The organism is Pseudomonadota bacterium (assembly GCA_037200975.1).
In the GTDB taxonomy this organism is placed as follows: domain Bacteria; phylum Pseudomonadota; class Gammaproteobacteria; order Steroidobacterales; family Steroidobacteraceae; genus CADEED01.
In genome coordinates this window covers 4,008,677-4,021,959 of sequence record JBBCGI010000001.1, presented here as the reverse complement: position 1 = coordinate 4,021,959, position 13,283 = coordinate 4,008,677, and the positions used below count along the sequence as shown (strand labels likewise).

Here is a 13,283-nt window from a genome sequence, read left to right as displayed (position 1 = left end):
CGCTTCAGGCGAATTCGACGTTGCCTATCCAGTTGCGCTGGCGCCTCGCCAGGCGGTCCCCCTCGCTCTCGCCATCGAACGATGCCGGCTTGCGATCGAGCCGCTCGGGCGCGATATCGTGGAGGGCGTTGACGCTCACCACCGCGAAAACCCGGCCTTCGATGGCGCTGGTCACGACGGGCACGACGCCGCAATTCGTACAAACATGGAATTGCGCGGTTTTCGTGCCGAATTCATAGCGGCTCACGCGCCCGGGATCTACTACGGCGATACGCAGATGCGCCGTCGGGCAAGCCGTCCAGACCCCGCCGTGTTTGACGCAGAAGGAACAGCCGCAGGCGCGCGCGGGAATCGTCGCGGGCTCGGGTCGCCAGTCGAGGGTGAAGGCGATGTTTCGGCAATGGCAGCTGCCGGTCATCAGCATCGTCGCTCTCCGCCGCGCCCGTTCAAGGAAAAGGACAACCAACCGCCGCGCCGCGCGAGAACGAATAGGACCCGCCGCGGCTCGCCATGAACTTGCGTTTGTCCAGGGCACCTTCGGTCTTCACGCTCGCATCGAAGCCGCGAGTGAAGAGCGCTGAGCGCACATTGACCGGGCCCGCATGTCCGGTCGTGAATGAAAGTTTCACCGGACCGCAGGCATCCCATTCGATGCCGACCGTGACATCGCCACGCGCGCGAATTCCACTGACGCTGCCCTTCGGCCACGATGCAGGCAGCGCCGGCAGGATCCGGATCTCGCCGCCCTGGCTCTGCAACAGCATTTCGATCATGCCCGCCGTGGCGCCGAAGTTGCCGTCGATCTGGAACGGCGGGTGCGTGTCCCAGAGATTCGGCAGCGTGCTGTCGCGCAGCAGGCCGGCCAACAATCTGTGCGCGCGGTCGCCATCGCGCAGGCGCGCCCAGAAGTTGATCTTCCACGCGCGGCTCCAGCCGGTGCTCGCGTCGCCGCGCGCATCGAGTGTAGTGCGTGCTGCCGCCGCGAGCTCCGGGTTATTGTCCGGATCGATGGCATTCGCCGGGTGCAGCGCAAACAGATGCGAGACGTGGCGATGATCGTCTTTCATGTCGTCGATGTCGGATTTCCATTCCTGCAGCTGGCCAGACTTGCCGACACGCAGCCCCGGATCGAGATTCGCCAACGCCGCGGCGACACGTTTGCCGAAATCCCGGTCGCCAGCCAGCGGCGCCGCCGCAACCGTATTGGCGAACAGGTCCGCGACGATCTGCTGCGACATCGCGGCACCGGCGGTAAACGGCCCGTGCTCCGGCGAGTAGCTCGGGCTCACGACCAGCTTGCCGTCGTGCGGATCGATCACCAGCGCATCGAGCCAGAACTGCGCCGCGCCCTTCATGACCGGCCAGGCGCGTTGCCTGAGAAATTTCTCGTCGCGGCTGAATAGATAGTGCTCGTAGTAATGCTGCGCGAGCCACGCTGCCGCCTCGGGCTGCCAGAACGAGGTGGGCCAGTCGATGAGCCCCACGTATCCCCAGACATTGGTGTTCAGGAACATCGTCCAGCCGCCGGCACCGAAGTAACGCTGCGCGGCGATTTTTCCGGGCGGCACCAGCTGATCGACGAAATCGAACAACGGCGCTGCCGTTTCCGAAAGGTTGGCGGTTTCCGCCGGCCAATAGTTCATCTGCAGGTTGATGTTCACGTGGTAGTCGGCATTCCACGGCGGCGTGGCCTTGTCGTTCCACACGCCCTGCAGGTTGGCGGGCAAGGAGCCGCTGCGCGAGGCGCAGATCAGCAGATAACGGCCGTAGTTGAAATACAGCTGTTCGAGCGCGAGGTCGGCAGACATATTGCCGCTGCCGTACTGCGCACGCAGGCGGTCGGTGGTCATCTTTCCGGGCTGAGCGCCGCCGAGATCGAGCTTCACGCGCTGGAACAATGCCTGGTAGTCGCTGATGTGCGGGCCGTAAAGACGCGCGTGACCGGCAGTTCCCACCGCAAGGGCATCCTTCATCGCCACCCCGGCAGGCTCGACGTCGGCCGCACGATAGTCCGGGTAGTGCATGCGGTAGTTGGTACGCGCAGCGACGAGGACGGTGATGGCGCACTCGGTCTCGATGCGCAAGGCATCACCGTCACGCGTGACAGAGCCGCAGTCGGGAACCACGCGCACGTGCGCGGCATATCTGAGCCCGTTGGATTTGAGCGCACCCGAGATGGTCAGACCCTGCGCGCCGACGTCGAACTGCGCGCTGCGATTGTCCGGCACCGCGAAGCGGATCTTGAGCTTCTGCGCGCTGGTGCTGTACCAGCGCACGACCAGCAGCTGGTCGGGATAGGAGATGAAATACTCGCGACGGTAGCCGACTCCGCCCTGCTTGAAACTCACGCGCGCGATGGCGGTGTCCAGATCGAGCTCGCGGCGGTAGTCCGTGACCGGCTCGGCTTGCGGCTCGCGCTCGATCACGAGCTCGCCGAAGCTCTGGTAGTCGCCGTAGTTGTGCACCTTGCGGCCGAGTTGTTTGGCCACGTCTTCGGGCGCGAGCTGAGCGCCTTCCACCAGTTGTTTGCCGATGCTTCGCACCAGGTCGACCTGCGAGTCGGCCGGAAGACCGTAGCTGTAACCGTCCTCCGAGCCCGGCCCGCCGGTCCACAGCGATTTTTCGGAGATCTGCAGCCGCTCGGTATCGATGCTGCCGAACACCATCGCGCCGATGCGGCCGTTGCCGATGGGCAGCGCTTCTTTCTCCCAGTCGGTCGCTGGCTGGTCGTACCAGAGAATGGTGGCGGTCTTGGCCGCCTCACCTTGCGCGAGCACGACGCCGCCGCACAGCGCGAGCATGAATGGGGTCGCCAAGGCCGCGAGCGCGGACAAGGAAGTCAGGCGAAAGAGCTGGCGCATGGATCCCCCCGGAACGAAGAGATCATAACCCCAATGGACGACGCCGCTTCGGCGCCGTTTTCCACCGTGGCGCGCAGCGCCTGTCTAGGCGTTGACGGCCTTCAGCACGCGTTGCGGCTGAGCGATGCCATAACCTTGCGCGTAGTCGACGCCCAGCGAGGTGAGCATCTGGATGATCTCGGCGTTCTCGGCGAACTCGGCGATGGTCTTCTTGCCGGTGAGATGACCGATTTCGTTGATCGAACGCACCATCTCGCGATCGATCGGGTCGTGCAGGATTTCGCGCACGAAGCTGCCGTCGATCTTGAGGAAGTCGACCGGGAAATGTTTCAGGTAACCGAACGACGAGAGGCCGGTGCCGAAGTCGTCGAGCGCGAAGCGGCAACCCAGCTCCTTCAACGCCTGGATGAAGCGGTTCGCCTGGCTGAAGCTGGCGACCGCCGCGGTCTCGGTGATCTCGAAGCAGATCTTCGAGGCGTCGATGCCGCTCTTGCTGAATTGTTCGATGACGAACGGCAGGAACTTGTCGTCGCCGAAGCTCTGGCCAGATAGATTGATCGAGCACATGGCGAGCTTCTCGCGCTCGTCCGCCTCGCTGACCAGCCAGCGCAGCGCGTTCTCGACCACCCAGCGATCGATCGCCGGAGTCAGGCCGTAGCGTTCTGCCGCGGCGATGAAATTGTCGGGCGACACCATGCGGCCGGATTCGTCGCGCATGCGCAGCAGCAGCTCGTAGTGCTGGCCGGGCTCGGGGCGCTGCAACGGCTGGATCTGCATGCGATACAGCTCGAAGCGGCCCTCTTCCAGCGCCGCGTTGATACGCGCCGCCCATTGCATCTCGCGCCGGCGGCGCATGAGCTCGATGTCGTTCTCGGCGAAACTGTGCACGCGGTTGCGGCCGGCTTCCTTGGCGGCGGCGCAGGCGCTGTCCGCGGCAGAAAGAATCGACGCCACGTCTTCGTTCTCCGCCGCGATGGGCACCACGCCCACCGACGCGCCGAGCCGGAACACGCGGTCCTCCCAGGTGAACCTGAAATTGCGCACCGCTTCGCGCATGACTTCCGCCGTGCGCAGCGCTTCGTCGAGCGAGCAGGCTTCCAGAAGAATTCCGAACTCGTCTCCGCCGAGGCGCGCGAGAGTGTCACGCCAGCGGACCTTGCTCTTGAGCAGCGCGCCGACCTGGCCTAACAACACGTCGCCCGCGGAATGGCCGCAGGTGTCGTTGATGATCTTGAACTGGTCGATGTCGAGGTAACACAACGCATACGACGACTCGCGCGCCTTGGCGCTCTTGAGCGCGCGTTCGACGCGGCTTTCGAACTCGCGGCGGTTCACGAGGCCGGTCAAAAGATCGTGCGAGGCGTGGTACGACAGGCGGCGATTGAGCTCGCGGCTCTCGGTCACGTCATGGAACACGAGCACACCGCCGGACACGGCCCCGGCGCCGTCACGAATCGGCGCCGCGGTGCTTTCCACGTACAGCTCGTTGCCGTCGCGCCGGATCAGCAACATCGGGCGCACGCTCTTGATCGGCCGCGTGCGGCGGATCGACACGCTCAACGGATTCTCGAGCGGCTCGCAGGTTTCCTCGTGGAACGCGCGGTAGATTTCTTCGATCGGCCGGCCCATCGCATCTTCGAGGCGCCAGCCGGTCAGTTGTTCGGCGACCGGATTGATGTAATCCACGGTGGAATTCGCATCGGTCGTGACGACGCCGTCACCGATCGACTGCAGCGTGATCTGCGCGCTCTCCTTCTCGCGGAACAGCGCCTCTTCGTAGAGCTTGCGCTCGGTGATGTCGAGCTCGACGCCGACCAGCCGCAACAGCCGGCCATGTTCATCCACGCGCGCCTTGGCGCGGCTCACCACCCAGCGCCAGTCGCCGTTGCGGTGCTTCATGCGATGCACGCTTTCGAAAATCGGCGACTTGCCGGCCACGTGATCGCGGATCGCGCTCTGCACGCGCGACATGTCTTCGGGATGAACCAGGCTGCGCCAGTCGGGTGAATCCAGCAGCGCATCCACCGGGTAACCCAGCATCTGTTTCCAGCGCGGGGAGAAGTGGACTTCGTTGCTTTCGATGTCGAAATCCCACAGGCCATCGTTGGCGGCGCCCTGCGCGAGTTCGAGGCGTTCTTCGAGCTTGTGCAGCCGGTTCTCGACCTTGAGCTTCTCGAGGCCGCTGGCGAGGGAGTTGCCGAGCAGCTTCAACAGCAGCTGCAGGTTCACGTCCCAGGCGCCGCGCGGCAGCGCGTTCGCCAACCCGAGGATTCCGGCCGGCACACCGCTGACGCGGAACGCGATCATCAGTACCGAACCGATCTGCAATTCCGCGAGGCGCTTGGCTTCGATGGCCTGGTCCTTGCGGGCCACCGAGCTGTCGCGGATCTCGGAGAGGCGCAGATGCTCGAGGCGGCCCTTGAACCACGGGAACGCTTCGAGCGAGGTCGAGCGCCAGGCCTCGACACGGCATTGGGCCAGCGCGCCGTGAGCGGCATGGATCTCGTCGATGGTGTGGCCGTCGGCGTTGAACAGCCAGACGAAGGCGGTATCGACGCCGGAGGCGTCACGCAGGGAGTTGAGGCTCTCGCGGATGCAGCCGTCGACGGCGCCTTTCCGCATGTTCTGCAGATCGATGGAAATCTTGGTGCAGGCGATGTCGACGCCAAGCGTCTGCTTGCCACCGCGCGCCGACCATACGCCCGTGGAGAAAACGTCCGAAGCCGTCAGATCCGCAGGATGTTCAGGTGCTTGAGCCACTCTTCTCCCAATCTTTGGTCGGAGCGAAGAGCACGCTACGCCTTTGATCTGTAAGCAACGGCGAACCGCGCCACAGATTCCGGCAACTGCTTCCTCCCAAAGTTGCGAAGCATTCTGTCATAAGTTTTGAGGAACACAAGCTAAGTGCATGCTCCTCAACAGAATAGGACTCCGCCCGCGGTCAACGCTGCGTGATTACGTAACGAATCGCCCGTCGCGCGTCGCCCTTCTCCGCGCACGCATTTGCCGCCGGAGCCCGCACCAGCGACCAATCCTCGCCCGACGTGAAGCCCGCCTTCGCCACGTTTGCGACGAAGCAAGGCGCGAGCTGATCGGCCGGCACGAGCAGCACCCGATCCGGTGCCGCGTTGAGCCAGGCGGAGGCGTCGAAGGATTCCTGCGGCCCCTCGAAGACACGCCGGTGCCCGAAGTTCACGATGGGCCGGTCGAGGTAGAGCAGGAATTGCTCCTTGTAAGCGACCAGGGCGAGCTGCTCGCCGGGTTTGACCTGCGCGAGCGCGGCGCGCGTGAAATCCCCGCCCGATCGTTCGCCGTTCATCGAGGGCGCGATGAAATACGAGAACACGACCGCGAGCGAACCGATCGCCACCGGCCAGGCAGCCAGCGGCGCACGTGTGAAGGCGTAGACAAGCCCCGTGCCGCACAGCGAAAGGTAGACATAGACGGCGCCCGGACCGTCCAGGTTGGCGGCCGCGAGCGTATCGACGGCGAACTTCGCGTGCGTCGACCAGGCAATAGCGAATGCCGCCGCCACGAGGAAGAAGGCCGAGCCGAGCATGAGCCCCGCGCGCCGCACGCCAGCGCGCGCCAGTACGGCCTCGATGAACGGCAGCGACGCGAGGGCCAGCGCCGGCAAGGCCGGCGTGATGTACACGCCGCGTTTTCCCGGGCTCCACGAGAAGAACAGCAGCACGAGCAGCAACCAGCCCAGCGGCAGCCACACGCGCGCGTCGCGTTCGCGAAACGCGGTCCTGAATTTCGGCACCAGCCAGAACAGCAGCAGGCTGAACGGCAACCACAACGGCGGGATGACTTCGACGATGAAGTAGTACCAGCCCTTCACGTGATGCCACGAAGCCGCATAGCGGCCCACGGTCTGTTTGAACAGCAGCTCGTCGCGATAGGCCGCGTACTCGGGCGCGCCGCTCGCGGCGACTGCGAGCAGCATCGGAATGAACCACAGGCAGACGGCGAGCAACATCGCGGCCGGCGCGAGCCACCAGCGCCAGCCGCCCCGGCCCGCGTCGATGGCCGCGAGACCCTGCCAGCGGAACCCGCGCAGCAGGAAAAACGGAATCAACGCCAACAGCGGCAGGAAACCCACGCCCTTGGTGAAGATGCCGAGCCCCGCGACGAAGCCGCCGAGGAAATACCAGCGCCAGGCCGGTCCAAGCAACAGATGGCGCAGCAGCGCGTACAACGACAACGTCGTGAGGAAACACAACACGGGATCGATCTGCGCGCCGCGGAACACCATCACGAACTGCAGCGTGAAGCACAGCACCAGCGCCGCGGCGAATCCGGCTTCACGGCCGACGAGCCGTCGGCCCAGGTCGTAGACCAGGAACAACACGCCGCCCGCAGCGCTGAAGGCGGGAATCAGGAACGACCATTTGAGCGAGCCGGTCAGCGTGAAGCAAACCGCGAGCAGCCAGAAGAACAGCGGCGGCTTGTCCTGGTACAGATCGCCGCCGACGCGCGGGAACAGCCACTCACCCGTGGCGACCATGTCGCGCGCGACCACCGCGAATCGCGGCTCGTCCGCGGGCCAGGGGTCGCGGATGCCGAGCCCGGTGCCGATCACGACTAACAACGCGAAAGCCAGCCACAGCAGATCGCTCCAGCGGATCGGCGTCGGCATGGAGATCAGCGGCCGGGGCGCGACTGCCGCGGGCGGAACGGGCGTCGGCGGGGGCACAGGTTCGGGCGCGTATTCGCTGCTTGCGGCGGCGAGCGCGGTCTGCGCAGATGTCACGCTGGATTGAGCGGACGCCGTCGGTTCCGGCGCCAGCGACACCGGCACACTAACTATCGCGATGGGCGCCGCGGCGACCGGCGCCAGGAAGTGCGCGGCAACCGCGACTGCCTCCGCGCGCGCGAGGGGCGCGGCGGAATCCGCCGCATCGCTCGGCGGCACCGCCGGAAAAGACGGCGCAGAAACACGCGGCACTGGCGGCGGAACGACACGCGGCCCAGGCGAGCCCCCCAACAAACCGATATCAGGCATTGGCGGCCGCGCGTCCGGACTTGATGTCCATGATCAGGTTGTAGAACGCCACGGACGCGGGCAGCAGGTTGGTCAACACGCCGACCGCGTCGTTCTTACCCCAGATGAAATACGACGTGACCATCGCGCTGCCCGCGAGGCTGATGACCCAGAAGCTGCGCGGGATCGTCGGCTTGCCGTGCCGGCGCGTCGCCAGCGCCTGGATGATCCAGCGGCCCGCGAACATCAGCGCGCCGAGAAAGCCCACGAGTTTCCAGGGCGTGACCGTGATGCCAAAGGCCACGAGAATGACTTCTTTCATGCGACGCCCCTTCCTTCTCAGTCTTCCCGCACCAGCAGGCCGCTCTTGTAGCGGCGGCGCAGCCACATGACACCCGCGATGTCGACGATGCCGACCCACAGACGATTGAGCATCCCGTACTTCGACGTGCCGCGCGTGCGCGGCCGGTGGCTCACGGGCACGGAGATCACCGACGCGCCGTGCCGCTGGAACAGCGCCGGCAGGAAACGGTGCATGTGATCGAAACGCGGCAGCTCGAGGAACAGGTCGCGCGAAAAGAGCTTGATGCCGCAGCCGGTGTCGGGCGTGCCGTCGCCTAACAAGGCGCCGCGCACGCCGTTGGCGACGCTCGATTGCAGCTTGCGAAAGGCGGTGTCCTTGCGGCTGGCCTTGCGGTTGCCCATGAACAGCTGCACGCCGCGGTTGGCCGCCGCATCGCGCGCCGCGATGAGCTTCGGGATATCGGCCGGATCGTTCTGCCCGTCACCGTCGAGCGTGGCGATCCACGGCGCACGCGCCGCGCGCACGCCGCTCGCCACGGCCGCGCTCTGGCCGCTGCGAAACGAATGGCGCAGCACGCGCAGCGCCGGCAGCACGCTCTTGAGTTTGAGCAGGATGGCGGCCGTGTCGTCGGTGCTGCCGTCGTCCACGAAAATCATTTCGTAGGCGCGGCCGCCGAGCGCCGCATCGATCTCGCGCGCCAGCGGCTCGACGTTCTCGGCTTCATTGCACACCGGCACGACGACGGAGAAATCCACGCTCATGCCGCCACCCGCTCGCTCAATGCATCACGCGCGACGCCGAACAATCTTTTCAGCTCGTCCGCGAGCTCGGCCTGCAGTGCGGTGAGTGCGGCCGGCTGGATCGCGCGCGGCACCTGGCGCGGCGGCCCCACGGCAATGACGATGCGCGAGAACGGCCAGGGAATGACGAACTTGTCCCACGCGATGAGCCAGGCGCGGCTCGCGGCATAGGCCATCGGCAAAATCGGGCGCTGCGACATCTGCGACAGCAGGATCGCGCCCGGCTTGAAAATGAAGCGCGGGCCTTTCGGCCCGTCTGGCGTGATCGACGGCGAAACACCCTGCTTGGTCAATGCGTCGTAGTAGTCGCGCAGCGCGCGTGCGCCGGTGTGCGTGGTCGAACCGCGGATCGACGTGCCGCCGAAACGCGAGACGATCATCACGCCGATATCTCCGTCGACCGACGGGCTGATGAGGAAGCCGAGCTTCAATCCGCGCGCCGATTGTTCGAGCAGATATTTCGAGCAGAACAACTGGTGTTGATGCCAGTACACCGGGATCAGCGAAGGCGCCTTCGCCAGCGCCTGTGCCGTGTGTTCATCACCCACGATGCGCACGACGCGACAACTGCGCCAGAAAAGCCGGATCAACCCCACACCCACGGCCGCGACGATCCGCCAGGCGAAGCGACGCATCGGAGTCATCCGACGCTTCGACCGGGTCTCCTTCTTGTAGAGGGTATTGCGCAGTCCGCCTGCGTCTTCGGAATCGTTTGGCATCCGGTTGAGGCCGGCAAAAGAGGCGCGAATTGTCGGTGAATCCGCCGCTGGCTGCAATGAAACGTCGGCGATTGATCGAGCCCAAACCCGCCGTCTAACCGCATTGCTATATCATTCCGCGCAATGTCACCGAGCCCTGCTTCCGCGCCACTGCCGCCGCTGGCGGACATGCAATTCGACATCGGCGCCGACGATGACGCGATCCACCGCATGACCGGGCTCGCCGCCCGGCACGGCGATACTTACCGGTTTTATTCGCCCGCGCGCCGCGCCGAAATGTGGGTGATCAATCATCCGGACGACGTCAAGCGCGTGCTGGTGTCGAACCACAAGAACTACACCAAGGGTTCGGGGCTGGACCGCGTCAAGATCCTGCTCGGCCACGGCATCATGACCAGCGAAGGCGACCTGTGGAAACGGCAGCGCTACATGATGCAGCCGGCTTTCCATCGCCGTGTCATCACGGAATTCTCGAAGCTCATCGACGCCTGCAACGAGCGCTTCATCGCCAAGTGGGAAGCACAGGCCGCCCGCGGCGAGATGGTGAACATCACCGACGACATGAGCGAGCTCACGCTCGAGATCGTGCTGCTGTCGATTTTCGGCACCGACCTCGAAAGGCTGTCGAAAGAGATGGGCGGCAACCCGTTCGACATCGTCACCAAGGAACCGGCGCGCGATCTCAAATTCGCCTACAAGTTTCGCCAGCTGGCGAAGCTGGTCGGCAGTCTCGCGGTGCGGCGGCGCGCGGAAAAAACCGAACACTTCGATTTCCTGCAGATGCTCATCGATGCGCGCGACAAGGAAACCGGCGCGCCCATGTCCGAGCGCGAGCTCATCGACGAGGCGATGACATTGATCGTGGCCGGTCATGAAACGACCGCCAGCGGTCTCAACTGGACCTGGTACCTGTTGTCGCAGAATCCGGAAGCCGAGAGACTGCTGCACGCCGAAATCGATGCGGCGGCGGAGAAATCCGACCCGAGCCTCGCGGAAATGGAGGCGCTGGCCTACACAAAGAACGTGGTGGACGAGGCGTTGCGGCTGTATCCGCCCGGCTGGCTGCTGTCGCGCCGCACGATCGGGCCCGACGTGTTGTCCGGCTTCGCGGTGCCGGCCGGCACCGACGTGTTGCTCTGCCCCTATCTACTGCACCGTCACCCGCGTTACTGGAAGGACCCCGATGCATTCCGGCCCGAACGCTTCGACGCGGCGCACGAATCCGAACGTCCGCGTTTCGCCTACATGCCGTTCGCGGCCGGGCCAAGGCACTGCATAGGAGAAACCCTCGCCTTGTATGAAATGTACATGCACTTATATAAGGTGGCGCGCCGGTACCGGCTGCGCTACGTACCCGACCGGGAACTCGAGCTCGAAGCGCAGATCAATCTGCGCACCAAATACCCGTTGATGATGACGCTGGAACGCAGGAACACTCTTTGAACACGAGCGCACAAACACTGGCCGAATTGATCACCGTGAACCGCACGGTGAAACGCACCATCAGTTATCTCGAAACCGAGACCAGCGAACGGGTGGTGAGTTACGGCGAATTGTACGAGCGCGCGCTCGGCATCCTGCACCACCTGCAGAAACTCGGCGCCCGGCCCGGCGACAAGCTCATCATCTATCTCGCCAACAACGAGCAGTTCCTGGATGCGTTCTGGGCCGGCATGTTGGGCGGCATCATTCCGGTGCCCGTGGCGCTGGGCATCAGCGACGAGCACAAACACAAGCTGCTGCGCATCGCGCGGAAGCTGGGCACGCCCTTCATCTATACCGACCGCAAGACGCTCGATCGCATCGGCGCGTTCGCGGGCGGCGCCGGCGAGCAGGCGACGTTCGATTCGCTCAACACGCGTGCGTTCTTCGCCGAGCAGGTCGACGACATCTCGAAAGCCGGCCAGGTGCACGCCGTCAAACCCGGCGATACCGCGTTCATCCAGTTTTCCTCCGGTTCGACCAGCGAGCCCAAAGGCATCGTGCTCACGCACGACAACATCCTCAAGAACGCGCGCGGCGCGGGTGAGGCATCGAAATGGGGCGAACACGACACGAATCTCACGTGGATGCCGCTGACCCACGACATGGGCCTGATCGGCATGCACATCATGATGTTCGCGCATCGCATGCAGCTGAACGTGATGCCCACCGAACTATTCATCCGCCGGCCGTTGCTGTGGATGACGTTCGCATCGCGCAAGCAGGTCACGGTGACGAGTTCGCCGAACTTCGGTTTCCGGCACTACCTGAAAGTGCTCGGCGAACGCGAGCTCGGAGATCTCGATCTGTCGACCGTGCGGCTCATCTACAACGGCGCGGAACCGATCTCCGTCGAACTCGCGGACGAATTCATGACGCGGCTGGCGCCGGCGAAACTGCGGCGCGAGGCGATGTACCCGGTGTATGGCCTCGCCGAAGCCACGTTGGTAGTCAGCTTCCCGCAGCCGCCGGGCGAGATGTACGAATCCATCTCGGTGAATCGCCATGAGCTCAACGTGGGCAAACAACCTGCCCTGCTGCCGGCCGATCACGCCGATGCATTGTCGATCATGGCCGTGGGCCAGCCGGTGCCCTTCAGCAAGGTGCGCATCGCGGGCGACGACGATCGTGAACTGCCCGAGAACCACATCGGCCACATCCTCATCTCCGGCGACAACGTCACGAAGGGTTACTTCGAAAACCCGGAAGCCAATGCCAAGGGCTTCACGGCCGACGGCTGGCTGCGCACCGGCGATCTCGGAATGATGAAGGGCGGCAAACTCTTCATCACCGGCCGCGCGAAGGAGATCATCTTCGTCAACGGGCAGAACTACTACCCGCACGACATCGAGAGCATCGCGCAGCGGGCCGACGGCCTGGAGCTCGGCAAGGTGGTTGCCGCCGGCGTGCGCCCGAAGGGTGCGAGCACCGACGACCTCATCATCTTCGTGCTGCATCGCATGGACATGAAGGAGTTCATGCCCATCGCCGCGCAGGTCACGCGCCTGGTCAACGAACATACCGGTCTCGAAGTCGCGCACGTGGTGCCGGTCAAACGCGTGCCCAAGACCACCAGCGGAAAAATCCAGCGCGGCCTGCTCGCCGCGGATTACGAGAACGGCGTGTTCGCCGCGGAGATGGCCGAGATCGGTTCGCTTCGTGCACAGCTCGAAGCGGCCGGCGGTGCGAAGGCCACGAGCACGGAAATCGAACTCCGGATCAAGGACATCTGCGATGCCGCGCTGGAACGCAACATCGACGTGAACGACAACCTGTTCGAGATCGGCGCCAGCTCGCTCAAGCTCATCGAGATCCACGAGCAGATCGATCGCGTCTATCCGGGGCTGGTCGACCTCACCGAGCTGTTCGACTTCCCGACCATCGCCGAGCTGTCGCGTCACCTCGAGGGCAAATTGGCCGCGACCGTCTGATCCTGCTGCTCGTGCTGCGTCCGCGAGGCGGACTGCTTCCCCGAGGCTCCACCTGAATGGTTGGACCACAACACCGCTCCCACCAGCAGGGCGAGCGGCAGCAACACGGCGAGCGGGGAACGATCGACCAGGAACATGGTAATGACTCCTTTGCGCGGTGTGTAACCTAACCGGCGCATTGGGTTTCAAAAACCGGGCA

At 64.7% G+C, this 13,283-nt stretch carries 10 protein-coding genes; 2 read left to right on the top strand and 8 right to left on the bottom strand.

What is annotated here, in order from left to right; all coding sequences use genetic code 11:
* Window positions 1-4 precede the first annotated feature (4 nt).
* From WDO72_17950 to WDO72_17920, 7 genes are all read right to left on the bottom strand, one after another.
* On the bottom strand, window positions 5-424 hold the full coding sequence (locus tag WDO72_17950) for a hypothetical protein (GenBank protein MEJ0087560.1): 420 nt from the start codon (window positions 422-424) through the stop codon (window positions 5-7).
* Between the two features lie 22 nt (window positions 425-446).
* Window positions 447-2,861, bottom strand: coding sequence for a glycoside hydrolase family 95 protein (locus tag WDO72_17945; GenBank protein ID MEJ0087559.1), 2,415 nt, complete (start codon window positions 2,859-2,861; stop codon window positions 447-449).
* 84 nt (window positions 2,862-2,945) lie between these two features.
* A complete protein-coding gene (locus WDO72_17940; protein ID MEJ0087558.1) occupies window positions 2,946-5,621 on the bottom strand; it encodes an EAL domain-containing protein in 2,676 nt (891 codons plus the stop codon).
* Between the two features lie 181 nt (window positions 5,622-5,802).
* Window positions 5,803-7,812 carry a glycosyltransferase family 39 protein gene (locus WDO72_17935; protein MEJ0087557.1) on the bottom strand — a complete coding sequence of 670 codons (2,010 nt, stop codon included), beginning with the start codon at window positions 7,810-7,812 and terminating at the stop codon, window positions 5,803-5,805.
* Window positions 7,813-7,861: 49 nt separating this feature from the next.
* A complete protein-coding gene (locus tag WDO72_17930; protein MEJ0087556.1) occupies window positions 7,862-8,170 on the bottom strand; it encodes a lipid-A-disaccharide synthase N-terminal domain-containing protein in 309 nt (102 codons plus the stop codon).
* A gap of 17 nt (window positions 8,171-8,187) precedes the next feature.
* Window positions 8,188-8,913 (bottom strand): glycosyltransferase family 2 protein, encoded by a 726-nt coding sequence (locus WDO72_17925; protein ID MEJ0087555.1) that lies wholly within the window; start codon window positions 8,911-8,913, stop codon window positions 8,188-8,190.
* Window positions 8,910-9,596 carry a lysophospholipid acyltransferase family protein gene (locus WDO72_17920; protein ID MEJ0087554.1) on the bottom strand — a complete coding sequence of 229 codons (687 nt, stop codon included), beginning with the start codon at window positions 9,594-9,596 and terminating at the stop codon, window positions 8,910-8,912. The genes WDO72_17925 and WDO72_17920 overlap by 4 nt, the downstream gene beginning before the upstream one ends.
* Before the next feature lie 198 nt (window positions 9,597-9,794).
* On the opposite strand from WDO72_17920, the gene WDO72_17915 reads away from it, so the two are divergent.
* Complete coding sequence (locus tag WDO72_17915) at window positions 9,795-11,114, top strand: cytochrome P450 (protein ID MEJ0087553.1); 1,320 nt, start codon at window positions 9,795-9,797, stop codon at window positions 11,112-11,114.
* The gene (locus WDO72_17910; GenBank protein ID MEJ0087552.1) at window positions 11,111-13,084 is read left to right on the top strand and encodes a non-ribosomal peptide synthetase; all 1,974 of its coding nucleotides are present in this window, start codon (window positions 11,111-11,113) and stop codon (window positions 13,082-13,084) included. The genes WDO72_17915 and WDO72_17910 overlap by 4 nt, the downstream gene beginning before the upstream one ends.
* Here the strand turns inward: WDO72_17910 and WDO72_17905 are convergent.
* Window positions 13,051-13,221, bottom strand: a complete 171-nt coding sequence (locus tag WDO72_17905; GenBank protein ID MEJ0087551.1) for a hypothetical protein — start codon at window positions 13,219-13,221, stop codon at window positions 13,051-13,053. The two genes, WDO72_17910 and WDO72_17905, sit on opposite strands and share 34 nt — an antisense overlap.
* Window positions 13,222-13,283: the final 62 nt, after the last annotated feature.